25 protein-coding genes are annotated in these 22,341 nt (G+C 65.2%); 11 read left to right on the top strand and 14 right to left on the bottom strand.

From position 1 onward, the window contains the following. Nucleotides 1-117: 117 nt before the first annotated feature. Complete coding sequence (locus R4P95_RS16940; RefSeq protein ID WP_317745853.1) at nucleotides 118-669, top strand: helix-turn-helix domain-containing protein; 552 nt, start codon at nucleotides 118-120, stop codon at nucleotides 667-669. Between the two features lie 481 nt (nucleotides 670-1,150). Then, nucleotides 1,151-1,309, top strand: coding sequence for an RGCVC family protein (locus R4P95_RS16945; RefSeq protein WP_249354601.1), 159 nt, complete (start codon nucleotides 1,151-1,153; stop codon nucleotides 1,307-1,309). Between the two features lie 290 nt (nucleotides 1,310-1,599). Here the strand turns inward: R4P95_RS16945 and R4P95_RS16950 are convergent, their stop codons facing one another. Further along, nucleotides 1,600-2,385 (bottom strand): class I SAM-dependent methyltransferase, encoded by a 786-nt coding sequence (locus R4P95_RS16950; RefSeq protein ID WP_317745851.1) that lies wholly within the window; start codon nucleotides 2,383-2,385, stop codon nucleotides 1,600-1,602. Between the two features lie 327 nt (nucleotides 2,386-2,712). Between R4P95_RS16950 and R4P95_RS16955 the strand changes: the two genes are divergently transcribed. Then, nucleotides 2,713-2,904 (top strand): hypothetical protein, encoded by a 192-nt coding sequence (locus R4P95_RS16955; protein WP_317745850.1) that lies wholly within the window; start codon nucleotides 2,713-2,715, stop codon nucleotides 2,902-2,904. 58 nt (nucleotides 2,905-2,962) lie between these two features. On the opposite strand, the gene R4P95_RS16960 is transcribed toward R4P95_RS16955, so the two are convergent. The 4 genes from R4P95_RS16960 to R4P95_RS16975 form a co-directional block, all read right to left on the bottom strand. Next, complete coding sequence (locus R4P95_RS16960) at nucleotides 2,963-3,601, bottom strand: hypothetical protein (protein WP_317745849.1); 639 nt, start codon at nucleotides 3,599-3,601, stop codon at nucleotides 2,963-2,965. Between the two features lie 147 nt (nucleotides 3,602-3,748). Further along, nucleotides 3,749-4,693 carry a fumarylacetoacetate hydrolase family protein gene (locus R4P95_RS16965; protein WP_213576586.1) on the bottom strand — a complete coding sequence of 315 codons (945 nt, stop codon included), beginning with the start codon at nucleotides 4,691-4,693 and terminating at the stop codon, nucleotides 3,749-3,751. Continuing rightward, nucleotides 4,690-5,472: a cyclase family protein gene (locus tag R4P95_RS16970; RefSeq protein ID WP_317745848.1), complete on the bottom strand. Its 783-nt coding sequence runs from the start codon at nucleotides 5,470-5,472 to the stop codon at nucleotides 4,690-4,692. The genes R4P95_RS16965 and R4P95_RS16970 overlap by 4 nt, the downstream gene beginning before the upstream one ends. A gap of 89 nt (nucleotides 5,473-5,561) precedes the next feature. After that, nucleotides 5,562-7,325 (bottom strand): CocE/NonD family hydrolase, encoded by a 1,764-nt coding sequence (locus tag R4P95_RS16975; RefSeq protein WP_249354404.1) that lies wholly within the window; start codon nucleotides 7,323-7,325, stop codon nucleotides 5,562-5,564. A gap of 166 nt (nucleotides 7,326-7,491) precedes the next feature. Between R4P95_RS16975 and R4P95_RS16980 the strand changes: the two genes are divergently transcribed. From R4P95_RS16980 to R4P95_RS16990, 3 genes are all read left to right on the top strand, one after another. Further along, a complete protein-coding gene (locus R4P95_RS16980; protein ID WP_213576584.1) occupies nucleotides 7,492-8,100 on the top strand; it encodes a TetR/AcrR family transcriptional regulator in 609 nt (202 codons plus the stop codon). Between the two features lie 425 nt (nucleotides 8,101-8,525). Beyond that, the gene (locus R4P95_RS16985; protein WP_213576583.1) at nucleotides 8,526-9,035 is read left to right on the top strand and encodes a MarR family winged helix-turn-helix transcriptional regulator; all 510 of its coding nucleotides are present in this window, start codon (nucleotides 8,526-8,528) and stop codon (nucleotides 9,033-9,035) included. Further along, nucleotides 9,032-10,972, top strand: coding sequence for an MDR family MFS transporter (locus tag R4P95_RS16990; protein WP_397517720.1), 1,941 nt, complete (start codon nucleotides 9,032-9,034; stop codon nucleotides 10,970-10,972). The genes R4P95_RS16985 and R4P95_RS16990 overlap by 4 nt, the downstream gene beginning before the upstream one ends. Before the next feature lie 46 nt (nucleotides 10,973-11,018). Here the strand turns inward: R4P95_RS16990 and R4P95_RS16995 are convergent, their stop codons facing one another. Beyond that, the gene (locus tag R4P95_RS16995) at nucleotides 11,019-12,434 is read right to left on the bottom strand and encodes an alkaline phosphatase PhoX (RefSeq protein WP_317745847.1); all 1,416 of its coding nucleotides are present in this window, start codon (nucleotides 12,432-12,434) and stop codon (nucleotides 11,019-11,021) included. Between the two features lie 143 nt (nucleotides 12,435-12,577). On the opposite strand from R4P95_RS16995, the gene R4P95_RS17000 reads away from it, so the two are divergent. The 3 genes from R4P95_RS17000 to R4P95_RS17010 all read left to right on the top strand — a co-directional run bounded on the left by R4P95_RS17000 (nucleotide 12,578) and on the right by R4P95_RS17010 (nucleotide 14,428). Next, on the top strand, nucleotides 12,578-12,895 hold the full coding sequence (locus R4P95_RS17000) for a metalloregulator ArsR/SmtB family transcription factor (protein ID WP_317745846.1): 318 nt from the start codon (nucleotides 12,578-12,580) through the stop codon (nucleotides 12,893-12,895). After that, nucleotides 12,892-13,386: an SRPBCC family protein gene (locus R4P95_RS17005; RefSeq protein WP_317745845.1), complete on the top strand. Its 495-nt coding sequence runs from the start codon at nucleotides 12,892-12,894 to the stop codon at nucleotides 13,384-13,386. The genes R4P95_RS17000 and R4P95_RS17005 overlap by 4 nt, the downstream gene beginning before the upstream one ends. Before the next feature lie 61 nt (nucleotides 13,387-13,447). Then, nucleotides 13,448-14,428, top strand: a complete 981-nt coding sequence (locus R4P95_RS17010; protein WP_213576579.1) for a sigma-70 family RNA polymerase sigma factor — start codon at nucleotides 13,448-13,450, stop codon at nucleotides 14,426-14,428. 3 nt (nucleotides 14,429-14,431) lie between these two features. On the opposite strand, the gene R4P95_RS17015 is transcribed toward R4P95_RS17010, so the two are convergent. Beyond that, on the bottom strand, nucleotides 14,432-14,836 hold the full coding sequence (locus R4P95_RS17015; protein ID WP_109332955.1) for a VOC family protein: 405 nt from the start codon (nucleotides 14,834-14,836) through the stop codon (nucleotides 14,432-14,434). 96 nt (nucleotides 14,837-14,932) lie between these two features. Further along, nucleotides 14,933-15,604, bottom strand: coding sequence for a type 1 glutamine amidotransferase (locus R4P95_RS17020; protein WP_317745844.1), 672 nt, complete (start codon nucleotides 15,602-15,604; stop codon nucleotides 14,933-14,935). A gap of 325 nt (nucleotides 15,605-15,929) precedes the next feature. On the opposite strand from R4P95_RS17020, the gene R4P95_RS17025 reads away from it, so the two are divergent. After that, on the top strand, nucleotides 15,930-17,324 hold the full coding sequence (locus R4P95_RS17025) for a wax ester/triacylglycerol synthase family O-acyltransferase (protein ID WP_317745843.1): 1,395 nt from the start codon (nucleotides 15,930-15,932) through the stop codon (nucleotides 17,322-17,324). 4 nt (nucleotides 17,325-17,328) lie between these two features. Here R4P95_RS17025 and R4P95_RS17030 read toward each other — a convergent pair whose 3' ends face one another. Next, nucleotides 17,329-17,625 carry a SelT/SelW/SelH family protein gene (locus R4P95_RS17030; protein WP_213576576.1) on the bottom strand — a complete coding sequence of 99 codons (297 nt, stop codon included), beginning with the start codon at nucleotides 17,623-17,625 and terminating at the stop codon, nucleotides 17,329-17,331. 373 nt (nucleotides 17,626-17,998) lie between these two features. Here R4P95_RS17030 and R4P95_RS17035 point away from each other — a divergent pair, with 373 nt between their 5' ends. Continuing rightward, nucleotides 17,999-18,175, top strand: a complete 177-nt coding sequence (locus R4P95_RS17035) for a hypothetical protein (protein ID WP_162603283.1) — start codon at nucleotides 17,999-18,001, stop codon at nucleotides 18,173-18,175. A gap of 114 nt (nucleotides 18,176-18,289) precedes the next feature. On the opposite strand, the gene R4P95_RS17040 is transcribed toward R4P95_RS17035, so the two are convergent. The 5 genes from R4P95_RS17040 to R4P95_RS17060 form a co-directional block, all read right to left on the bottom strand. Next, nucleotides 18,290-18,913 (bottom strand): sigma-70 family RNA polymerase sigma factor, encoded by a 624-nt coding sequence (locus tag R4P95_RS17040; protein WP_213576575.1) that lies wholly within the window; start codon nucleotides 18,911-18,913, stop codon nucleotides 18,290-18,292. A gap of 478 nt (nucleotides 18,914-19,391) precedes the next feature. Continuing rightward, nucleotides 19,392-20,204 (bottom strand): ABC transporter permease, encoded by an 813-nt coding sequence (locus R4P95_RS17045; protein ID WP_317745842.1) that lies wholly within the window; start codon nucleotides 20,202-20,204, stop codon nucleotides 19,392-19,394. Beyond that, a complete protein-coding gene (locus R4P95_RS17050; RefSeq protein ID WP_317745841.1) occupies nucleotides 20,201-21,130 on the bottom strand; it encodes an ATP-binding cassette domain-containing protein in 930 nt (309 codons plus the stop codon). The genes R4P95_RS17045 and R4P95_RS17050 overlap by 4 nt, the downstream gene beginning before the upstream one ends. A 169-nt stretch (nucleotides 21,131-21,299) precedes the next feature. Further along, entirely contained in the window at nucleotides 21,300-21,890 is a 591-nt protein-coding gene (locus R4P95_RS17055; protein WP_317745840.1) for a zeta toxin family protein, read from the bottom strand. After that, the gene (locus tag R4P95_RS17060) at nucleotides 21,887-22,270 is read right to left on the bottom strand and encodes a TA system antitoxin ParD family protein (RefSeq protein ID WP_317745839.1); all 384 of its coding nucleotides are present in this window, start codon (nucleotides 22,268-22,270) and stop codon (nucleotides 21,887-21,889) included. The genes R4P95_RS17055 and R4P95_RS17060 overlap by 4 nt, the downstream gene beginning before the upstream one ends. Nucleotides 22,271-22,341 lie beyond the last annotated feature (71 nt).

Raw genomic sequence — 22,341 nt, forward strand, 5'->3', positions numbered from 1 at the left:
CTCGTTTCTCGGTGAGGGCTGTTCCGGTGGCATCCGCCGCGCGGTCCCAGCGTTCTTGATTGACATTCAAGGGGACGGTAGCAGTGTCTTGATCGGCAATCAAGCTAAAGTTTCCGCATGCCCCGGAACCGCGCGCCCGTCGACCGAACCGAGAAGCGGGCCGAGATCGTCACGGCTGCGACCAGGTTGTTCGTCGACGACGGTTACGACAACACGACGATGGGCAAGATCGCGGCCGCGGCTGGGGTGACCGCGAACACCATCTACTGGTACTTCCGAGACAAGGACCAGTTGCTGATCGGTGTGCTTGACGACGTTCACGCCCAGACCCTCATCCGCTTCACCGCCCTGGGTGAGCTGCCGCTCGGAGACCGCATTCTCTGGGCGGTCCGGGAGCTCACCGGATACCACCGACTGGTCGACACCGTTCATGTGCGCAAGGCTCAGTCACCTGAAATAGACGACTGGCACAACGCTTTCCATTCGACATGGGAAGGGTGGCTCGCGTCTAATCTCACCCTGTTGGGCGTGTCCGATGCCGACATCGAGCCGATGACTCGCGTGATCGTGTTCGTCATCGAGAGCATGCTCACCCACCCGAACACGGAGCTCGAGAACCGAGCAACCGTCGACGTCCTTCTACGCATGGTCGATCCGCCGACAAGCTAGATAGGCAGTCCCTTATCCAGTCGCGTGCGAAAGTCGCCCGTTCCAAGCGTCAGCGGTCGCCCGTAGCCGTTGCGCGGCCCGAAGCACTAGACCACTAGCCGGTCAGCGATCCGCTTACGGCGCAGATTCCGCAACGAAGCATCGAGGACTCGTTCGAGTGCAATTGCGACAGGATCGCCGAGGGTCGAAAGGGGTCGTCGGGACGTTGTGAACCGTCGACGCGGCCCCGCATCACGGTTCGTGCGCTGACACCTCTGCTGTGTGAGGGTCGTTCACCCGCGGAGCTAAAAGTGCGGCGGGAAGTGTAGCCTCGTGGATGTCGAGGGCCATTCGAACATGCGCGGTCAAGCCATGTCGTCCTCGGCGCCCAAACCGGTCCTAAGTCAAAAGGGCCGAGAACTGGAGCGCCGCCATGGCGTCGAACCCGACCGATGTGTCGAACTCTCTAGCAGTTTCCGAGTCACCTAGCCCTGCACTGGCAATGGAATCGACGCTGTCCTGCACGGCATGTCCGCACAGCCCGGATTCCCACGATGCGCTCGGTATTCGGTTTTGCGCCGTGACCTCGGACCGAAAGCTCGACCGAAAGTGCATCTGCGCTGGTGAACAGGCGACTGGACAGCACTACTCCCGGTACTGAACGACAAGTTCACCCAAACGGGACCTTCGCCGGTGGTACCGGGGGCACGGCATGTTGGGTGGATTGAGGATCTCGATTTCGCCAGTTTGTCCGAACCCACGCCGCTCCAGCTTGGACTGAGCTGGCATCCGACCGTGTGTCAGAGCAGGACCACGACGGCGATGAGCGTTAGTCGATGGGTGACAGGTGCAATCACCGGTCCGAATGGGCCAGCAGGCGAAGTCCACCTGTCGGCGTGCGTTCGCTAGCGCGCTGACGAGACACGCCCCGGCCGCTCCTCGACGATCGACTCATTCAGGGGAAACGGCCTCGATGGGGACTGTCGCACGCGCGTACCAGGCGCGGGCATCCAGAGAGAAGGGCCCGGGAGGGAGGGCTGCCCGGCACGCCTCGCGCACACTCGCCCGTCGCTCACCGGACAGGGACTGCAGGTACTGGCCGGCGGGGCCCACCGCAAATGTGAATGGCTGCCAGAAGTCGTCGAAGTCGACGTAGTCCGCACGGGCGGTGAGTTGGCCGCCGACCACGTTCGTCAGGTCGGCTCGGCGAAACCGTTCCGCGATGTCGCCTTCGGCGGTACCCGCCATCTGGGACTCGCCCTCCACGCCGGCGTCGAACTGGCACACCGCGGTCCAGAACACCCGGAGCATCGTCATACCGCCTGTCGCGGTGTCCCACATGCAGGCAGCAACGGTGCCGCCCGGCCGCGTGACGCGTGCCATCTCCCGCACGCCTTGCTCGGCATCGCTCATGAAGCCGAGCACCAGCGAGGAGAGCGTGATATCGAATTCTGCGTTCGCCCAGGGCAGCTGTTCGGCCACGCCCTCGCGGACGTCGACACCCGGATTGCGCTCGCGGCACGCCGCCGTGAATTGTGGTGCCGGGTCGATTGCCGCGACGTTCGTCGCACCTACCCGTGCGACGAGTTCCCGTGTGAGGCCGCCCGGCCCGCAGCCCACGTCACAGACTCGCTGATCCGACGTCACGCCGGCGGCATCGGCGAACACTGCTGCCAGTGACGGCGCGTAGCGCCCCATGAAGCGGTCATAGTGCTCGGCTGGCGCGGCGAACTGCATGAAGCAAATCAAGCCGACGCGGACGCTCACGTCAAGGGCGGCTCTGGGATAACGCGAGGTCATTCCCGACGCACGCCTGTGCCTCCAGCGCGCGGCGCCAGGAGCAGGGAACAGGCACACGCGTTACATCAACACGGATTCAGCCAGCCGCCAATGACGTTCCGCAAACGGAACCGGCACCGGGACGAAGTCGCGCCCCAGCGCACGCCGGCGGCTGTTCCGGTCCCGTTCCGCAAGCGGATCGATGACCGGTCACCGTTCGACTCGCGGGTCTCACAACGATGACAGATCGCCAAGACCTGGCGGCGTTCCACTTACCGTAGGTTGATGAGCAGCAACCCCGCCGCCGATCAGATCACCCGACTATCGGTTGAGCGAGACCAGCTACTGCTTGATGTAAGAGAGCTCGAGGGCCGGTTGGAGAAGGAAAAGCGGCGGCTCGACGACGTGACCGCGAAAATCACCTCGCTCCGCCGAGTGGAACATGAATTGCTGCGGCGGCACCCGGAGCTTGAGTAGGACTGACCGATACGCGGTGGCCTCAACTTCCCGGTACACGATAGCCGATCGGAACGACCTAGGACGCTGACTCCTGCGCGCCGCCGTCAGTGTGCGCGGCTCGTAGATTGGCTAGAAGTAGCACGCTTCCCACTATGAGGCTGGCGGCGGCACCCACGCCGGTGAACGTCACCCAGGTCGGACCCACGTCGTAGTGAATGAAGTTCGAGTCGGGATAGGGATTTTCAGGGTCACGCGGCTCTGCCTGAACGACTGAGTAGGCCCGCGGCTGGGCGACTCGACCAGCGATCGATACCGCGAGGCCGAAGAGCCCGCCGAATGCTAATAGGGCGGTAACGATCGGCCACCGTTCCCCCGGCTCTCCCGATGCGCCATGGACGAGCCTCCAGCCCGTTCGAACCAGCAACGCCGAGATAGTGAGCGCTACTGCGGTTCCGGCTAAGAGGAACCAGGCAGTTGCCGGGAACCAGTGAGGTCCATCGATATAGGCATAGCCATCGATGATGTACATGTAGCCGATCTTGCCGTCATCCATGGGCGGCGGTGGTGGCGGTGGAATGCCCACGTCGACGGGCCTACCCAGGGGAGTCGCGTGCCGCCATGCAAAGAGTCCGAGCACACTAAGCAGCGCGCCGAGCCCAGTGAAAACCAAGACCACAGACGCCGCTGAGCGCTCTCGAAAAATTGTCAGTCTCACTTGACGATGATGTCACCGGCCCAATCCACCTCGTCGGCGAGAGCAGCTATCCCGATTCAGGAACCAGCACCGGGACGAAGTGGTGCGCATGCCGGCGGCTCTTCGGTCCCGTTCCGTTAGCGGATCCCTGAGCGGCGCGATCCTCAACTAGGCGTCAGTTGAGCGGGTCACTTTCCGGCGGGCCGGTGGAACTGTGTGTAGGGGTGGGCCGTCGACCACGGTGTTGTGGATCGTGCCGATCCCTTCCACGGTCATGGTGACGGTGTCCCCGATGCGCAGGGGTGGTGGATGCTGTTCGCCGCGCCATCCCCATAGTTCGGCGAGACAGCCAGCACCGCAGGTTCCGGAACCGAGCACGTCACCGGGCCGCACCCAGGTGCCGCGGCTGGCGTAGGAGATCAACTCGGCGAAGGTCCATGCCATGTTCGCCAGGGTGTCGCCGCCGATGCGGGTGCCGTTGACGAAGACATCCATGTCGAGGTCGAAGCGACCATCGACCTCGTGGTCGACGAACTCGTCCACGGTGACCAGCACCGGCCCGAGGGTGGTGGCGGTGTCCTTGCCCTTGGCCGGTCCGAGCCCGACGCGCATCTCTCGGCCCTGTAGGTCGCGGGCCGACCAATCGTTGAGGATGGTGAACCCGGCAACGTGATCGAAGGCTTCATCCACGGAGAGGTTGTAGCCGGCTTCGCCGATCACCACCGCGACTTCCAGCTCGAAGTCGAGTACCTCGCAACCCGGCGGCATCGGCACCGTGGCGCCCGAGCCGATCGCCGCATGCGGGTTGGTGAAGTAGAAGGCGGGTGCCTCGTACCAGGCGTCCGGGATCGCGTCCGCCCCGGTGACCGCGCGCAGCGAGCCTGCCGTGTGCTGTTCGAAGGTGATGAAGTCACGGATGCTTCCGACCGGAACCGGCACCGCCAGTTCGGTGGTCGGATCCCAGGGCAGCCGGTGACCGGTCAGGGCCGCCTTCGGGTCGCCGGCGGCGAGCACGCCGAAGACGTCGGCGGACTCCGCCAGCAGGGTGATGTGGTCACCGTCGACGATGCCGTAGCGCTGGACACCGTCGACGACCAGGGAACCGATTCTCATGCCTGCTCCTCGTCGAAGATCGCCACTGCGCGGGTCCATCCGGCCGAGGCCTGGTGGATCTTCACCGGGAAGCACGCCACCTGGAAACCAGAGGACGGGATCGATTCGAGATTGCCGAGCTTCTCGATGTGGCAGTACCCGATTTCCCGTCCGGCGCGGTGGCCCTCCCAGATGATGCCGGCGTCACCGGTTTCGGCGTACCGGCGGGCGGTATGGACGAAGGGCGCATCCCAGCTCCAGGCATCGGTGCCGGTGACCCGCACACCCTGACGGAGCAGGTGCAGTGTCGCCTCGCGGCCCATGCCGCAGCCGCTGTTCACGTAGTCGTCGTGGCCGTACCGGGCGCCGGCGCTCGTGTTGACCAGGACGATGTCGAACGGGGTCAGGGTGTGTCCGATCCGGTCCAGTTCGCGGTCGATGTCCGCGGCGGTGACGACGTAGCCGTCGTCGAAGTGCCGGAAGTCGAGTTTGACGCCGCGCCCGAAGCACCACTCGAGCGGGACCTCGTCGATGGTGATGGCCGGTTGGCCGTCGTCCATGGTGGTCGCGTAGTGGTAGGGGGCGTCGAGGTGGGTGCCGTTGTGGGTTGACAGCCGGACGCGTTCGATGGCCCACCCTTCCCCGTCGGGCAGGTCGTCGACCCGAGCGCCGGGAAAGAACTGCAGCAGGTCCTTACGGGTGTGTTGGTGGTCGAGGTAGTCGATCTCGGGCAGATGACCGGGTGGGTCGGAGGCGATGCCTGCCTGCAATGACACGGACAGGTCGACTATTCGTCGCATTGTGCGTTCCTAGTTGGTTGGGGCGGAGGAGAAGTCGGATGCACGAGCCTTGCTGGACGGCCGAACCGGCGCGACTCGACGCAATCGGCTCATACCTGAGCGGGTATCACGGGCAGCAGCAGTGAGGTTCCCGAGTCCGGGCCGGTGTGCAGGGTGGTTATCCCGTCGAAGATCCCGGCGGGGCGATCGTCCGGGTCGTCGTGCACGAAGACCCCGTTTCCGCGTTGCTCGATGCCGTAGATCACCGGCCACGGTCCGTCGCCGGGCATCTGGAAGTCGCGGCCCGACAGGGTAACCCCGAGCCGGTAGCCGGGCGGGACGACGAGGGAGGTGGGCCAGATCTCGACGTCGAGGTCGACGGCCTGACCGGGGATCAGCGGCAGGGTGCGGGTGTGCGGATGCCGCGGCTGGTGGGGCACGCTGCGCTGCTCGTCGAGTTCACGGTGAGAGGCACGCAACCATCCCACCGCGAGCACACCGTGTTCGTCGATGGCGGACACCAGCGAAACCTCGTTTCCGTCGGGGTCTTGCACGCGCAGGGTGACGAAGAGGTCGGCATCGGTGGTCGAGGACGCGAGGCGCACCCGGGCGGAGGCCGGTCCGGTGATCTCCAACGGTTCGGTCAGCGGCTCGGTCCAGAAGTCCACCCCCGGTCCCAGCGCCGGGAACTCGATCGTGTGGTCGGCGCTCGGCTCGGTGGTGCTCAACGCCCGGGAATCGGCGTCGAGGTGGAAGCGGGTCCACCGGGTCCGGGCCAGCGGCCACTCCTGTTCGTCGCGACCCTCGAAGGATCCGTCGACGTGGCGCACGTTCAGCCGCACCGGGGGTTGCTGGTCCCAGCCCGTAGCTTCGTCTTTGAGGAAGTGGCCGAAGAACCGCTTCTGCAGCGAGACACCGTAGTCGGTGTAGAACTCGGCGTAGTGCTCGCGACCGTGCACTTCGAGCCATTTCTGCGGTGACGACACCTGGGCATAGCCATCGAAGTTGCCGCGGGTATGCAGGTGGTGCGCCCAGTTCGCGGCGGACAGCACCGGCACGTCGATGCGGGTCAGGTCCGGGGTGCGGACCCGACTGAACTCGTCGAGCAGCTCTCGGCGTTTGCCTTCGCCGATCGTTTCGACCCGGTTCGCGGCGAGTTCGTCCTCGCTCAGTGTCGGGGGGCCGGCGACGAGTTCGCCGGTGTTGGGGTTGCACCGGCCGCGCTCACCCACCCCGTGTTGGACGGTGAAGATCTGGTGGTCCTGCCAGACCTGCCCGAACCGACTCAAGATGCCACCGTGCCGATTGAGGTCGCGGTAGAAGTCGGTGAATCCCTCCCACGGGCAGATCGCCGTCAGGTGCGGCGGCCGCAGCGCCGCGACCAGCCACTGGTTGGCGGCATAATACGAGATCCCGAGCAGGCCGACCCGACCGTTCGACCAGGTTCGGGTGGCGGCCCACTCGATCGCCTCGTAGTAGTCACGGGCCTCCTGCTCACCGAGCATGTCCAGCAGCCCGGCGGAACGGCCGGCGCCGCGGGAGTCGACCCGGATGCAGATGTATCCGTCCGGAACCCACTTCTCCGGATCGACCGTTTCCCACACCTGATAGGCGTTGGTCGAGCCGGCCAGCGCGTCGGGATACGCAGCGGCCAGGCGTTGCCACATCGGGGCGAAACCCTCCTGGAACGCGAGACCCTTGCCGTACGGACCGAGGGTCATCAGCACCGGGTACACGCCGTCGTCATCTGGGCGGAACACATCCGCCCGCAGTACGACGCCGTCCGACAGGGGCACGGGCACGTCCCAGTCGATTTGCATCCCGTTCGTTGTCTCGCTGCGTTCGGCGATCTGGTCACCGACAGGCGCGGTCATGCCAGGTGCCCGGTGACGCACCGCGCGTAGCGCACGGCGCACCCGATGTGGGAATGGATCGATTGCGGTGAACACATCACGGCCTCCTAAAAGCAAGTTGCTTGCATTAGTGAGTATGCGCCGCGTCACAGCATTAACGCAAGAGTCTTGCGTTAAAGTGTGGGTCATGACCGAACCCCGTACCCGGCCTCGTCCCGGCGGCCGATCCGCGCGGGTCCGTCGCGCAGTACTCGATGCCGCCCTCGAGCTGCTGCACGCGCACGGCATGGACGGGTTGACCGTGGCCGACGTCTCGACCCGAGCCGGCGTGCACGAAACCTCGATCTACCGCCGCTGGGGCACCCGCGAGAACCTGATGATCGATGCGTTGCTCGAGGAAGCCGAAGAACTGCTCCCGGTCCCCGACACCGGATCGCTGCGCGAGGACCTGACCGCCTACCTCACCTCGCTGACGGCATACCTGAGCACCCCCCAGGGCAACGCCTTCGATCGAGCGCTCGCCGCAGCCGGCGACGACACGGCGGCCAGCGATGCGCGAAAGAGGTACTGGGACACCCGCTATGCACACTCCGGTGAGATCATCACCCGGGCAATCGACCGCGGCGAACTACCAGACACCACCGACCCCCGCCTCGCGGTGGAAATGCTCGTCGCCCCCCTGCATTTCAAGGTCGTGCTCACCCGAGAACGGCTCGACCCGGCTCTTTCCGAACGTCTCGTCGACTCACTTCTGTACGGGCTCACTGACACCGGCAACCACAATTCAGCGCCTTAATCCCTGGTCGCCCCTCGAAACAGATTCGCGACGTGGTCATCTCCGGTAACGGACCGCTGACCGGTACGTCCCGAAAGGCGCCCCCTGACCGAAACTCGCTGACCAGCACGAACCCGATAGCCCCGTCCGGTGATGATTTTGCTTTCGGGCCGTCAAACGGGACATCTCCGAACGGTCGGGATCCCGCCGTCAGCTACTCAAAACCAACGTGGAACCACGGGACAGGCAGCTGGTGGGGGCAAAGGTGCGCTGAAGAAGTGGCATCAGGTTGAGGTCGTCCGTCTCGAAATGTCATCGGCCACGAGACACAGAAACACCTCGTCCAACGCTCTGTGACGCGAAAGACAGCGAAATCAGTTACTTGCTTGGGGTAACGATGTATATAGTTGCATGCAGAAAGTAACTCGTCCTCAGGGGTTGTTGCCATGTCCACGCCATCCGCGTCTTCCGTGTCGTCCGTTTCGCTCGGCACGACCGAAGCTCTGATCGACGAGGTGTTCCTCTTCGGTCGGGTGCTTCGTGATGCCCTGGCGTCGGAAGCCGACGACCACCTCCCCCGCGCCCTGACAGGAGTTCTCCTCGTCCTGGCCGGGAGGGGTGAATGCCGGCAGAACGAACTGGCCACGGAAATGTGCGTCAGTCAGTCTTCCCTCAGTCGCCAGATCACCGATCTGGTCGACGCCGGGTACGTCACCCGGCATCCGGACCCTGCGGACGGACGTGCCTTCCGAATACGCGTGTCGGACGACGGCTCGGCGTACGTGAAACACGTACGGACACGACGCGCCGCACGCATGCAAAAAATGCTGACCGGATGGAACGAAACCGAGGCAGCCACGGCCCTCGACTCGATCCGGCATCTGAAGGAAACACTCTTCGATGCCGAGCACCGGATCGTCTCGAGCTCGAACCCGATTGGAACACAAAGCGTATGACCGAAACAGATATCCGCACGCCGGTCGGCGAACCGCAGGCCATGAGCCACCGTCAGATTCTCGAAGCCCTCACCGGCCTGCTCGCAGCCCTCTTCACGGCGTTGCTGAGCACCACTATCGTCTCCACCGCCCTGCCGACGATCATCGGTGACCTGAAAGGGACGCAGACCGCGTACGCCTGGGTCATCACCAGCGCGTTGCTGGCCAACGCCGCCTCGACGCCCATTTGGGGCAAGCTCTCCGACCTGTTCAACAAGAAGGTCCTGGTCCAGAGCGCGATCGTCATCTTCGTCATCGGTTCGGTGATCGCCGGATTCGCGCACAACGTGCCGCTACTGCTGACCGCACGGGTCATCCAGGGCGTCGGCATGGGCGGTCTGACCGCGCTCGTCGTCGCCATCATCGGCACCATCGTCTCGCCCCGCGAGCGCGGCCGGTACTCCGGCTACATGGGTGCCGTCATGGCGGTCTCGATGTCGGGCGGCCCGATCCTCGGCGGAGTCATCGTCGACAGCCCCCTCGGCTGGCGCTGGACGTTCTTCGTCTGCGTCCCGCTCGCCGTCGTCGCACTGTTCCTGCTGCAGCGCACACTGCACCTCCCGACGGAGAAGAAGGACGACGTCTCTATCGACTGGCTCGGAGCGCTGCTGCTCACCGCGGGCGTGTCCATCCTGCTCATCTGGGTGTCGTTCGCAGGTAAGGCCGGCTACTACGAGTGGTTCTCCCGCGAGACGGCGCTGTACGTCGGCACCGGTGTGCTCCTCCTCGTGGCAACCGTCCTGGTCGAAGCCAAGGCGAAGGCTCCCATCATTCCGCTGAAGATCGTCACCGAGCGGACCACCGGCCTCGCGATCATCGCGTCCGTCGCCGTCGGTGTCGGAATGTTCGGTTCCACCACCTTCCTCGGGCAGTACTTCCAGACCTCGCGGGGCTACACCCCCACGATGGCCGGCGTCCTCACCATTCCGATGGTCGCCGGGATGCTCATCGGCACGGTCGGCTCCGGGCAGCTCATCACCCGGTTCGGGAAGTGGAAGTCGTTCGTCGTCGGCGGCGCCGTATTGATGATCATCGGTTTCGGGCTGCTGAGCACCCTCGATCACGAGACGAGCCTGACCCTCGTCAGCCTCTACATTGCCATCATTGGTCTGGGCATGGGCATGCTGATGCAGAACCTGGTGCTCGCCGTGCAGAACACTGTCAGCGTCCAGAACATCGGTGCGGCCTCGAGTTCGGTCGCCTTCTTCCGAACCTTCGGTGGCGCCATCGGCGTCTCGGTTCTCGGTTCGGTCCTGGCGACACGGGTCTCGGACCTCTCTGCCGACGGATTCGCCAAGCTCGGCATCCCGGCCGGGTCGAGCAGCGGTGGCGGCAGCCTGGACCTCACGTCCATGCCCGCACCCGTGCAGAGCGTCATTCGTGCTGCATACGGAGACGCGACCGGCCGGATCTTCCTCATCGCCGCACTCGTCGCCCTCGTCACCCTGCTCGCCGTCATCCTGCTGCCCAACCGCCCGCTGCGTCGCACCATCGACCTGTCGAGCGACCAGGATCCGGTGCAGGAACCGGACTACGCCATGGCGGCCGACCGGGCATCGGAGTCGGATACCACGCCGATCCCGTCCGCCGATTCCCGCGGAGGCAGGCACGAGGCGCCCGCCGACCAGCAACCGTTCGCAGGCCTCAGCGCGGACGCTCGTGACCGGCTCCTTTCCCTGCTCCTGCCTCAGCCCGAGCAGACCCTCGAAGCAATCGACGAGGCCGAAAAGATTCGTGACGAGGTGAACCGCCTCCGAAACGATCTCAACGCCAAGCTCATCGAATTCGATGCGGTCTGGGATCGCCTGCGCGACCTCGGACTCAGCGAAGACCAGGTGGCCGGCGTGCTCGGCGGCACCCCGGTCACGGACACCGGCAACGGCGTTCTCCTCCGCTGAATGACCCCCTGTGAGTACTTGTTAACACCCCGCTGTTAACAAGTGCTCACAGCACGGGGCGGCGCCACGGACCACGGATCGCCAGAAGCAGCCCGGGCGACTGAATGCTCGCGAACAGCGTCTTCCCGTCCGCGCTGAACGCCGGACCGCAGAACTCGCTGTCGTTCAATTCATTACGGGCAAGCGCAAACGGCTCGCCCTCCGCCGTGACCCCCACCAGATGGCTGATGCCGTCGCCGTCCTCGGCGAGGATGACACCGCCGTGCGGTGACACGGTGATGTTGTCGGGGCCGTCGTAGTTTCCGGTGTCCACGGCCGGGTCCGGGTTGACGCCGAACAACGTCTTCAGCGTGATGGTCTCCGTTGCCGGGTCGTAGAACCAGACCTGGCCGTCGTGCTCGGCGGCACTGCCGTCGCCGGTACGCGCGAAGCTGGCGACGAAGTAGGCGCCACCGTCACCCCACCACTGCCCCTCCAACTTTCGGCTGCGCGTCACCTGGTCGTCGGTGAACTGCTTGCGCACCGGGGTGCTCTTGGCGTCACGGTCGGGCACGTCCACCCACTGCACCGCGTACCGGACACCGGGTTCCGTCGCCTGCGACAGGTCGCGTACGTGGACACCGTCCTGGAAGCACGCCATGGCCTGTAGTGCGCCTGCGGTATCCCCGCCCGACGACTGCGCCAGTCCGCGGAGCGCGCCGGGTCCCCCGCGGAAACCCTGCGGCGGCGTCCACCGGTAGTACAGGCCGTTCGGACCGGAGGCATCCTCGGTCAGGTAAATGGCATTGGTCGCCGGATCGACGGCGACTGCCTCGTGTGCGTACCGGCCCAGGAATTTGTAGGGCACCGGGCTTTTGCCCCGGTTGGCGTCCTGTCCGGCCGGATCGACCTCGAAGACGTACCCGTGGTCGAGGAGAAATCCGCCCGTTCCTGCGCGGGCCTCGGTTTCCTCGCAGGTCAGCCATGTGCCCCACGGCGTGATCCCGCCGGCGCAGTTATTCACCGTCCCCGCCACACTCACGTACTGACCCAGCCACTTCCCTTCCGCGTCCACCGTTGTGGTGGTGGTACCGCCGCGCGCACCCGTGTCGTAGGTGAGCCCCTCGACTGCGGGCACGCCGAACGGCTCGTCCTTGCCGATCTCGTGGTTGCTGACCACAGTGGATCCCCCACCTTGCCGGGCGAACACTCCGTTGGCGTCGAAGTCGCTGGGCACGGACTCACCGCTGTCCAACCTGGTGTCGCCCGATCGGGACACCACCGTGTACGAGAAGCCGGCCGGGAGCGCGAGAATTCTGTTCGGGTCGGGAATCAGCGGCCCGTAGCCGATCGCCCGACCGGGCACCGCGGACGCCACAGCAGGTCGGACGAAGGCCTCGACACTACCGGCGAGCGCCACGCCCAAGCCGGTCAGCGCGGTCCGGCCGAGGAAGCCGCGGCGATTGAGTGGTGCTGTGGTCACTGTCTGTTACCTCCATGCATGCCAACGGGACATCCGGACGCTAGGGAGCGAACATGTCCGACTTCGGCGTCGCACCGTGTCACCGAGGTGAACTGGACGCGAATTCGTTGACATGTGACCAAATGGTCACCTATCGTGGAGCCATGGACGACGATCACGTCTTCAAGGCGCTGGCCGATCCGACGCGCCGCCTGATTCTCGATCGATTGTTCGCCCATGACGGTCAGACGCTGACCGAACTCGAGTCACAGGTCGAGATGACCCGGTTCGGGGTCATGAAGCATCTGCGCGTACTCGAAGACGCGGGCCTGGTGGTCACGCGTCGTGCCGGCCGGGAAAAGCTGCATTATCTCAACCCCGTGCCGATCCAGCTGATCCACCAGAGGTGGATCGACAAGTACACCGAGCACCATGCCGCGGCGCTCGCTCAGCTGAAAGCCGAACTGGAGGAAGAGAAATGACTGAACTCGTGCAGGTTTATGCCGTGTACATCAAGGCAACGCCCGAGGCGATCTGGGAGGCCGTCACCAAGCCGGAGTGGTCGGAGAGGTACGGGTACGGCGGACACGTGCATTACGACCTCCGGCCCGGAGGCAAGTACGAGTCGCGCGCCAGTGAAGAGATGAAGGCCCACCCCGGGGTGCCCGACGTCGTCGTCGACGGTGAGGTGCTCGAGTGCGATCCGCCGAAGAAGCTCGTCCAGACGTGGCGCATGCTGATGGACCCCGACAACATCGAAGGATTCACCACTCTCACCTACGACATTGCGCCGTCGAGTCGACCCGGAGTCACGAAATTGACTGTGACGCATGATCTCACCAACGCCCCGCAGATGGCACGGATGGTCGCGGGCGAGCACGAACCGGAAGGCGCCGGTGGTGGCTGGAACGAGGTCCTGAGCGGACTGAAGACACTCCTCGAGACGGGAGAGCCGATGGTGAACTGGGGCTGAACATCGGGTCGGTGCGCGCGAGTGCCGACACTCGTCGGTGGGCAGCAGTAAGCTGCCCACTATGACGGCCGCGCAGTCGCTCGACGAGGATTTCCTCGCCCTCGCCGACCCTTATCGACGTGAGTTACTGGCCCATTGCTACCGCATGATGGGCTCACTCCACGATGCCGAAGACCAGATGCAGGAGACGTTCATCCGCGCGTGGCGCGGGTACGGGGGCTACAAGCAGCAGTCGTCGCTGCGCACCTGGCTCTACCGGATCGCCACCAACACCTGCTTGACGGCCTTGCAGAGCCGGTCCATGCGACCCCTGCCCAGCGGGCTGGGTGCGCCCGATTCGGATCCCACTGCCGAGCTGGTACAACGGCACGAGGTGCCCTGGCTCGAGCCGATTCCCGATACCGTGTACGACGACGCAAGCGACCCCGCGAACATCGTCACCTCCCGCGAATCGGTGCGGCTGGCGTTCATCGCCGCCCTGCAGCACCTGCCTCCCCGCCAGCGCGCCGTCCTGGTTCTGCGCGACGTGCTGCAGTGGAAGGCGTCCGAGGTCGCCGCGGCTCTCGACAGCACAACTCCCGCGGTCAACAGCCTGCTGCAACGGGCCCGCGCGCAGCTCGAACTGGCCATGCCCACCACCGACACCCTCGTCGAACCGGAATCCCCGGAGGAAAAGGCCCTCCTCGAGCGGTACGTCACGGCCTTCGAGAACTACGACGTCGAGGCGATCGTGGAGATCTTCACCAAGGACGCCGTGTGGGAGATGCCGCCCTTCGACGGCTGGTACCTCGGTGGTGAGAACATCGGCCGGCTCATCAGCAACAACTGTCCGGCGCAACGCGCCGGCGACATGCGCCTGCTCCCCTCGTGGGCGAACGGCCAGCCCGCCTTCGGCCTCTACATGCGAGGCGAGGACGGCGTGCACCGGCCGTTCCAGCTCCACGTCCTCGACGTCACGGCCGGTGGAGTCGCGCACGTCGTCTGCTTCTTCGATCTCGACCTGTTCGAGAAGTTCGGGCTGCCGCAGACTCCACCGACCTGATCCTTACGCGGGTACGGCCGTCGGATCCATCCACATGACCTCCCAGACGTGACCGTCGAGGTCGCGGAACGCCCGGCCGTACATGAAGCCCTCGTCCTGCAACTTGCCCCATGCACTTCCGCCTGCGGCGAGGGCCTTGTCCACCAGGGCGTCGACCTCCTCGCGGCTTTCGGCCGAGATGCACAAGAGGGCCTCGACCGCTTTCGAGGTGTCGCAGATGTCGACCTCGATGAAGTCCCGGAACTTCGGCTCGACGAGCAACATCACCGACGTGGATTCGTTGATCACCATCGCGGCGCACGAATCGTCGCTGAAAGTGGCATTGAACTCGAACCCGAGATCACCGAAGAACTTCTTGGTGGCGTCGAGATTCTTGATCGGCAGGTTGACGAAGAGCATCCGGGACATCGCAATCTCCTTCTCGAAGTCCTTCCCCAGCGGAAGGTCATCGATACAGACTGCCGTCGTCCTCGAAACTCATCGGTGACCGGAAAGTGTTTCTTCTCAGCTCTCGGCGAGGTCCAGGAACGCGCCGATCACCACTCGCCCGACGGCAGCCACTTCGTCCATATGCTCTCCGGACGGTGCCGTGCCCGCGGGCATGTGGTTCTGCATCACCGATAGGTGCTCGCGCGTCAGCTCCACATGGAACTGCAACCCGTATGCGCGGCGACCGAGCCTGAAGGCCTGGTTCTCGTAGGCGTCACTACTCGCGAGCCGTGTCGCCCCCTCCGGAAGATCGAAGGTGTCGTTGTGCCAGTGAACGACGGCAAACTGACTTCCGGCCGAACCGAACACGGGATCGCGGGCGCCCTCGTCGGTCACCGTCACCAGTCCGGCACCGTGCTCCGGGACCGGACCGGTCCGAACTTCACCGCCGAAGGCAGCGGCGAGAAGTTGGGCGCCGAGGCAAATTCCGAGCACCGGGAGCCCGGCGGCGACTGAATCCCGGATGAATTCTCGCTCTCGCGGAAGTTGCGGGTGGGTAACATCGTCCAACGCACCCATCGGACCGCCCATCACCACGAGACCGCCGATGTCGGCGGCGGCGGGAAGTTCGAAGGCGCGATACATCGGGTACTCGACGTAAGAAATCCCGCGGTTCTTCAAAAGGGCCCCAACCAATCCCGGCCCCTCGAACGACACGTGTTTCACTACCGCCCACTGCTTGTCCATGCCGCGATTGTCGCTGATATGGGACTTTCGACTCTAGCCAGGGCACACTCAATCGAATTCCGCACTGAGTGCACAATTTTCGCGTGTTCACGTGGGTGTCACATACCCCGCGCAGCCACCTGGAGTTGGACGCTTGTCTAGTGGCATGGCTCACCGAAAACCTGGTACAAATACCAGCGTCACTGATTCGTGACCCGTCCCATATCGATTAGTTATTTAGTGGTGGCGCCCGACAAGGGTGGCCACCGTCCCCGCCGTCACCTCAAACCAGAGACGAAACCTCCCGCGATCCGGGAAACCGTCCCCGGGATGGAAAGGGCAATAGATGCCGCTCCCCATGTCACCTCTCGACTCGATGTTCCTCCTCGGCGAGTCTCGCGAGCATCCAATGCATGTCGGCGGTGTCGAAATCTTCCAGCCGCCGGAGGGTGCCGACACGCACGACATCCGCGCCATGCTCGACCGCGCGCTCGCCGAAAGCACCGGGACAATTGCCCCGAAACTGGCCAAGCGTGCCCGCCGGTCCCTGTCCTCGTTCGGTCAGTGGAGCTGGGAGACGGTCGACGAACTCGACCTCGAGCACCACATCCGCCACGACGCCCTGCCCGCTCCGGGCACCGAGGCCGAGTTGATGGCGCTGTGCTCGAGGTTGCACGAATCGCTCCTCGACCGGAGCCGGCCGTTGTGGGAGATGCACCTCATCGAGGGCTTGAGCGACGGACGCTTCGCTGTCTACACCAAGATCCATCACTCGGTGGCCGACGGCGTCACCGCGATGAAGATGCTGCGCAACGCGCTCAGTGAAGACTCCGAGGAGCGCGATATGCCCGCTCCGTGGGAGCGGGCACACACACGACCGCCCCGCGCGCAGTCTTCGGGCGGATTCAGCCTCTCCAACCTTGCCGGCGCCACGCTGCGCACCGCGCGCGACACCGCCGGAGACGTTGCCGGACTCGTTCCCGCACTCGCCGGAACGATCACTCGGGCGTTCCGGGACAAGGGTGGTCCGCTCGCCCTGTCCGCTCCGAGAACTCCCTTCAACGTTCCGATCACCGGTGCACGCCAGTTCGCTGCCCAGTCGTGGCCGCTCGAACGCCTGCGCCTGGTGGCGAAACTGTCCGACTCCACCATCAACGACGTCGTCCTCGCGATGTCATCGGGTGCGCTGCGCAGCTACCTCGAGGATCACGACGCGCTCCCGGCGGAACCCCTGGTCGCGATGGTGCCGGTGTCCCTGCAGAACCAACGCCAGGCGGCGACGGGGAACAACATCGGTGTCCTCATGTGCAACCTCGGCACGCACCAGCCGGATGCCGCGGATCGGTTGGACACGATTCGCACCAGCATGTGCGAAGGCAAAGAGGCGCTGGAGTCGATGAGCGCCACCCAGATCCTGGCGATGAGCGCTGTCGGTGCGGCGCCGGTCGGTGCGAGCATGCTCTTCGGGCACAACTCGCGGCTGCGTCCGCCGTTCAACCTCATCATCTCGAACGTTCCCGGGCCCAGCTCCCCGCTGTACTGGAACGGTGCACGGCTCGACGCCATTTACCCGCTGTCCATTCCGGTGGACGGTCAGGCGCTGAACATCACCTGCACGAGCAACGACGACACCATCTCCTTCGGAGTCACCGGTTGCCGCAGCGCGGTGCCCGACCTGAAGTCGATTCCGGCCCGGCTCGGCCACGAGTTGCGCGTCCTCGAGGAGTCGCTGGGAATCTGACCGGTCAGGTTTCGGCGCGGTCGCTGTGCCCGAGGTGGCGGTCGGGAGCCACCCGGTCACGGACCAGTTGCTTCAGGACGGTGATCTCGGGGAATCCGCTTTTCTCCTTGCGGTCCCAGATGAGTTCACCGTCCACGGCGATACGGAAGATTCCGCCCGTGCCGGGTACGAGCGCGACTTCGCCGAGGTCTTGTCCGAAGGTGCCGAGAAGTTCCTGCGCCATCCATGCTGCGCGTAACAACCACTGGCACTGCGTGCAGTAAGTGATCTCGACCCGGCTACCTGGGCTGCTCGTCGTCATCGGGCCAATGTAGCCGACCAGGCGCCCCGAACTCACTCGGACGCTTGCCGATTGGTGAGCCGACGAATCTACACCGATGCCATCGTCTCGTCATCTGGATGTCACCGACGAACTGCACAATGTCGATCGTCAGACCGTGCCCGTCTTGTGAAAGGAATTTCCCATGTCTACTGCACTCGAAGAATCACGTCGCCACGCCATCGAATTGACCAACGAGAAGATTCAGGCCATCAAGGATTTCTTCACCAACATCTTCCGCCTGGACACCGCGAAGTAGCGCACCCGTCCGACGCCACCGTCGTGGCAGCGTTGCGTCCTTTCTCGTCCTGCTCCGTCTGATCTGGTACCCATCCCTACGGATCAAGGAGTCACCATGACGGGCACCAACGAGTTCGAGACCCCGACGACGGATCGGACGGACGCACCATCCCAGGCTGCCGCACCGACGTGCTGCAGCACCGAACGGCAGACCACCTGCTGCGATCAGAGCGAGAAGTCGACGTGCTGTGGTCCGGCGGCGACGGCCGGTGGCGGATGCGGCTGCCAATAGCTCTCGACCAGTCGACACGGCGGTGCGGTGTGAGCGAAAGTGGGCTCGCACCGCACCGCTGTCTGTGCGTGGTGATGCGCGGATGACCGGAGTTGACCCACTGGATTGCCAGGCCTACTGATCGTCCGGTGGCGTGGTTCCGCAGGCGCAGGCTCCGCCGCGCGGCTGGTAGTCGTGTACGTGACCGGTGCGGTCCTGGCTGATCTGACAACAAGCGTGCAGCCGAGCTTGAAGAGTTGCACGGCCGCGCTGGACCCGGGACTTCATCCCGGACACCGAAATTCCCGCCTCGCTGGCCGCAGCGGCATGGGTTCGGGCGTCGAGGTCGACCATCTTCACCGCCGCAGCCTGCTCGGCGGGCAGCCCGGAGAGCATCGGCACCAGGCACGAGGCGAGCTCTTTCGCCGCCGCCTCGTCGGGATCGGGTTCGCCGGCGAGTGGGTTGTCCGGGACGGCGTCGACGGCGAGTTCCCGCCGATGAGGCGCCGACCGGTAGTAGTCGGTAATCGCGTTACGGGTGATGGCATACATCCATCCGAGGAGGCGGTCCTGCTCCCGTAAATTGTCCAGACTCTTGGCCATCCGCAGAAACACGATCGACAGAATGTCGTCGGCGTCCTCGGGACGCGAGACTCGGCGGGCGATGAAGGCCCGCAGATCGCTCGAGAAGCGGCGCCAGAGCTGGTCCAGATCAGCCGGCGCCTGGGATGTCGTCGTGGTGGAAGTGTCCTCGCTCATGATGTTCCGGTTCCTCTCCGTCTCCAGCATCCTCGCCTGACGGCGCGGTGACGACCCTCTGAGTCATCTTTCAGGTACGGACGACGGTCATCGCCTTCGGACGCATCGTGCGTCCGAAAGCCAGGTTCCTCGTCTGTATGGGTGTCGATGTCGATGACGGGTTCTCCGCTTCGACGTACCAGTTGAAGCGCGTGAGGAGGTGAGAGCGATGCTGACTACACATTTGTTTTCGGGTCTGACCAGTGAAGAGGTCGATCTGATCGTGGCGGAGGAACTGCATCTGCTCGGCGCCGCCGCATGAGCGCTGTCGTCGCCCTGCTCGGGCGTATCCGCTGATTCCAGCACCCCCGGACTTGCCCCTACCCTCTCGCAGGGTGGGGGCCAGAAGAGTGCCCGGCTCCGGACCAGCAGTGCACATGACGAACCTGCCCCGCCCTTTCCCTGCGGAAGGGAAAGGGCGGGGCAGGTAAGTCTTCGTTCAGCGGGCGCGCGCTGACCGAACCAGGCGGGTGAGAATCGGGACGGCGGTGACCACCGCCCACAACCCGATCGCCGCGACCAGGGCTGCGGCGGTGTCACCGATGGTCGCGGCGCCGAGCACGTGCCCGCGCAGCGCGTCGGTGGCGTGCGCGACTGGATTGACCGTCGCCATAGCCTGCATCCAGCCGGGCATCGTCTCGATCGGCGCGAAGGCACTCGAGATGAACATCAGCGGCATCATCACCATCATTCCGGCGAACTGCACCACATCCGGGCGGCGGAGCCGGTCCCCGATGAGCCCGAACAAGGCGCTCATCGCCCCGGCCAGCACCACCAGCACGACGACCGCGGCGGCGGCATCGAGCGCGGTGCCGTAGAACTCGAATCCCAAAGCGACCGCGGCGATCCCGAGCAGCGCGGCCCGGGCGAGAGTGAAGACCGCCTCGTTGACGGTGCGGGCCACCCCCGGCAACGCCGCGCGCACCGGCAGGGCCGCGAAGCGATCGTGCAGGCCGTTGGTGTGATCGATCGCCGCAGACACTCCGGCATTCGTGCCGGCCATCACGGTGGACACGGCGAGCATGGCCGGGGTGAGGAAAACGATGTAGCTGACCCCGGGTGGAAAGCCCGGCCCGGCGGCGACGCTGCGGAAGACCTGGCTGAACAGGACGAGCATCGCCATCGGCATGGTCAACGAGAACATCAGCAGCTGCGGAACGCGGGCGCTGGTGCGCAGGTTGCGGACGGTGAGGGCGGCGAGCTGGTCCCCGATCGGGAACCGCCCCGTCGTGGTGGTGCGAATGGTGGTCATCGGTGAGCTCCGGTGTGGGCGAGGTGGGTGAAGACGTCGTCGAGGCTCGGGGACGTGACGTCCAGGTCGGTGACCTCGACGCCGCCTCGGTGCAGGTGTGCGACCAGTTCGGCCGCGGCCGGCGCGTCGTCGACGGTGACCGACACCCGAACTCTGCCGTCGTCGAGACGGTGATCGGTGTCCGGGATGAACGGCAGGCTGCCGAGTTGGTGGGCGGGGACGGTCGCGGTCAGGACCTTGCCGCCGACGATCCGTTTCAGCTCGGCCGGGGTGCCGCGGGCGGCGACGCGACCCCGGCTCAGGACCACGATGTGGTCCGCGAGTCGGTCGGCTTCCTCCAGATACTGGGTGGTGAGCACGACGGTGGTGCCGCTGATGGTCAGCTCGTCGACGACGTCCCACAGGCCGGCGCGGGCAATCGGGTCGAGACCGGTGGTCGGTTCGTCCAGGAACAGCACCGACGGGGATCCGACGAGGCTGACGGCCAGGTCGACCCGACGGCGGGAGCCACCGGAAAGTTCCCCGATCCGCCGAGTCGCGTACTCGTGCAACCCGAGTCGGTCGATGAGCGCGTCGGCCCGTGCGCGGGCGGCGGTGCGGCGCAACCCGGTCAGGCGGCCGATCAGCTCCAGATTCTCTCTGGCGGTGAGGAATTCGTCGAGTCCGGCGTATTGGCCCGTCACCCCGATCCGGCGGCGCACCTCGGTAGCGTCGGCGACGACGTCCAGACCCTCGACCTCCACCCGGCCGATGGTGGGGCGCACCAGGGTGGTCAGAGTACGGATCAAGGTGGTCTTACCGGCGCCGTTGTGGCCGAGTACCCCGAGGGTGGTCCCGGCCGCGGCAGCGACGTCGACTCCGTCGAGGGCCCAGGTTTTGCCGTAGGCGACATGCAGGTCCTCGACGAGGACAGCGGGGGCGGTCATCGCACACACCCGGCGTGACCGGCGTCGGGATGGGCGGACAAGTGGGTGGTCATCGGAAGGGTCCTCTCGCGGAGAATGCGCTCCCACCCGGTGGTGGGTGGAAGTCCGCTTCCTCAGACGAAGCAACCGAGAGTTGGACGCAACAGGATCCGCCAGGCTATTGCTGCGCCTATAGTTGGTCACTTCGGCTCGTGTGCGAGGTCAGTTCTGCGGGTGTCCATGCAGGCCAGGTGGCTTCGCCGACGAGGTGTCCGTCGGTGAACTGTGCGACGATGCGCGGGCCTGTGATCGAGCTGTTGTCGTACACGGTCGCATGATCGCAACGTGGGAATGCCTGAGCGACGAGACCCCACAGTCTTCGGTATCGCTGGCGGATCTTGTCTTCGGGCACATCGTGCCCGCCGGCTCGCACCCGGTAGCGCACACGCTGGACCGCTAACTCCTCGGGAATCATCACCACGTGCAAGACGACGGTGTACTCGTGTGTGCGCGCTTCGTCGATCAGCTCCAGCTTCGACGGATGGGAGAACACCGTCTCGGCGATGAACGATTTCCCCAGGGCCAGGAGGTGCGTCCGGGTCTTCGCGGCGATCTCTGCCGCGTCGTAGGAGTGGGCAGCCGGATTCTCCGGCCATCGTTGTTTGGCGATCTCGTCGGCATTGACGAACGGGTGGGCCGGGAGCAGGGGAGAGAGGGTGAGCGCCACGAAGGTGGACTTGCCGGCGCCGTTGCAGCCGACCACCAGGTCGAGACGTTTCACTCGGGCAGGACTGCGTGTGTGCCGTCGGGACGGTACTCGACGATCTGACCGTCCTCGGACAGCGCGACGGTGGTGATTCCCTGGGCCGCGAGCGCGGTGCCGTAATGGGCGGTGGCCAGTTGTTCCTCGATCGCCGCGTTGATCTCGGCGTTGAACACCGTGCCTTCCTCGGTGCCGAGTTCACCGATCGGCAACCGGCCGGCGAGAGCGTCTTCTACTCGGCGGCGAGCCGCGGTCTGCCGGCTCGAGACCGCACGCCCCACCCGGGCCCAGTGTTCGAGTTGCTGGCGTCCTGTGCGGTGCTGCCGTTCTCCCTCGGCCATGGCGCTGGCTACCAGGTCGGCTGCCAGGCGGGTGACCTTGTCCGCACTGCTTTGCATCGCTTCGCTCCCCATGTGGTGTAGCTGTTTGCTACAAGCGTAGCTGATAGCTACATCATTGTCGGGGATCG

The sequence above is a fragment of the Rhodococcus sp. IEGM 27 genome (assembly GCF_033142305.1).
Classification (GTDB): domain Bacteria; phylum Actinomycetota; class Actinomycetes; order Mycobacteriales; family Mycobacteriaceae; genus Rhodococcus_F; species Rhodococcus_F oxybenzonivorans.